Annotated in this window: 1 protein-coding gene; it reads right to left on the bottom strand. The window is 76.5% G+C overall.

Translation table 11 applies throughout. The annotated features are described in order from the left end of the window. Nucleotides 1–1,481 (bottom strand): GAF domain-containing protein (locus HMPREF0731_RS18575; protein WP_007005739.1); only part of this gene is annotated, 1,481 nt, incomplete at its 3' end. Nucleotides 1,482–1,660: the final 179 nt, after the last annotated feature.

Genomic DNA, 1,660 nt, shown 5'->3' with positions numbered 1-1,660 from the left:
CCGGCGGCGGGGCCCAGCGTGCCGGCGGCGGCGCGGAACTCCTCCAGCCCGAGATACAGCCAGGCGCCGTGGCCTCCCGCCTCGCCGCCCGGGGCGCGGACGCGCTGGCGCAGGAAGGCGCGGTTGGGCAGGCCGGTCAGCCCGTCATGCAGCGCCTGGTGCAGCAGGCGCTGCTGCGCCGCGCCGCGCTCCTGCTCCAGCCGGCGCTGCTCGCTGATGTCGCGCAGGAACAGCGCGCTGCCCTGCGGCGTGGGGAAGGCGTGCGCGTCGAACCAGCGGCCCTGGCGCAGGCAGTACCAGTCGGCGCGCGACGGCCCCCCCGAGGCGTGGACGCCGAGCAGCTGGCGCTGCAGCGCGCTGCCCTGCAGCTCCGGCAGCGCCGCCCACAGCACCTGGCCGAGCGCCGCGCGATAGGCCGGCACGCGCAGCAGCGGGCCGTTCAGATAGGTCACCCGCCCATCGCGGTCGAGCAGCGCGACGCGGTCGGTGGTGCTCTCCAGCACCGTCTCCAGCCGCGCCCGCAGCTCGCCCGCCGCGGCCTCGGCCTGGCGGCGCTCATGCACATCCTCGATGGTGCCGTACCAGCGCAGGATCCGCCCCGCCGTGTCGCGTCGCGGGGCGGCGCGGCAGCGCATCCAGCGCTGCGCGTCATCGGCGCCGCAGAGCGGGAACTCGATGTCGAGCGGCGTGCCCCCGGCGATCGCCGCGTCGAAGGCGGCGGCGGTCGCCGCGCGCTGCTCGGGCGGCACCGAATGCAGCCAGAGCCGGCCGCGCAGCGCCTCGGCCGAGCGGCCGAGCCAGGCCAGCAGGCCGGGCCCGACCTCCAGCAGATTGCCCTGCGGGTCGGCGGTCCAGGGCGCCTGGGGGGCGAGCGTCGCGGCCCAGTGCTGGTTCTCCTGGCTCTCCTGCCAGCTGGCCGCCGCCTGCTCCATGCGGAACACGGCGCCGAGGCCGAAGGCCAGGTCGCGCAGCGTCTCCAGCTCGGCCGGGGTCAGCCGGCGCGGCCGGCGGTCGAGCACGCAGAGCGTGCCCATCGGCCGGCCCTCATAGTCGAGCACGGGAATGCCGGCATAGAAGCGGATCGCCTCGGCGCCGAGCACCAGCGGGTTGCCGGCGAAGCGCGGGTCGAGGGTGGCGTCCTCCACCACCAGCGGCGCGCCGGGCCGCAGCAGCGCATGGGCGCAGAAGGCGATGCTGCGCGGCGTGCCGTCGCCCTGGCGGAAGCCCTGCGCCGATTTGAACCATTGCCGGTAGCGGTCGACCAGGGTGAACAGCGCGATCGGCATGTCGAGCAGCCGCGACGCCAGCCGCGTGAAGGTGTCGAAGCGCGCATCGGCCCCGGTGTCGAGCAGGCCGGAGCAGTAGAGGGAGTGCAGCCGCGCCTCCTCCTCCGGCGGCAAAGGCGGCAGCGGGGAGACGGCCTCCCCGGCGGTCCCGGCCGCCCCGGGGCGCGGCTGCGGCGTGCCCGCGAACTCGTTCATGCAGTGATCCCCTCATCGCCGCGGCAGGCCGACCGCACCCTTTGCGCCGGGGAGGTGAACAGCTTCTTACCCGGCCGCCCCGCGCCGCAGCGCCGCGGCGACGAACTGGCCGGTGCGCTCGTAATGCTCGGCCAGCAGGGCGCAGGCGCGGTCGGCCTCGCGCGCCAGGGCGGCGCGGG

This window comes from Pseudoroseomonas cervicalis ATCC 49957 (genome assembly GCF_000164635.1).
In the GTDB taxonomy this organism is placed as follows: Bacteria; Pseudomonadota; Alphaproteobacteria; order Acetobacterales; family Acetobacteraceae; genus Pseudoroseomonas; species Pseudoroseomonas cervicalis.
This window is presented reverse-complemented; position numbering and strand designations above follow the sequence as displayed.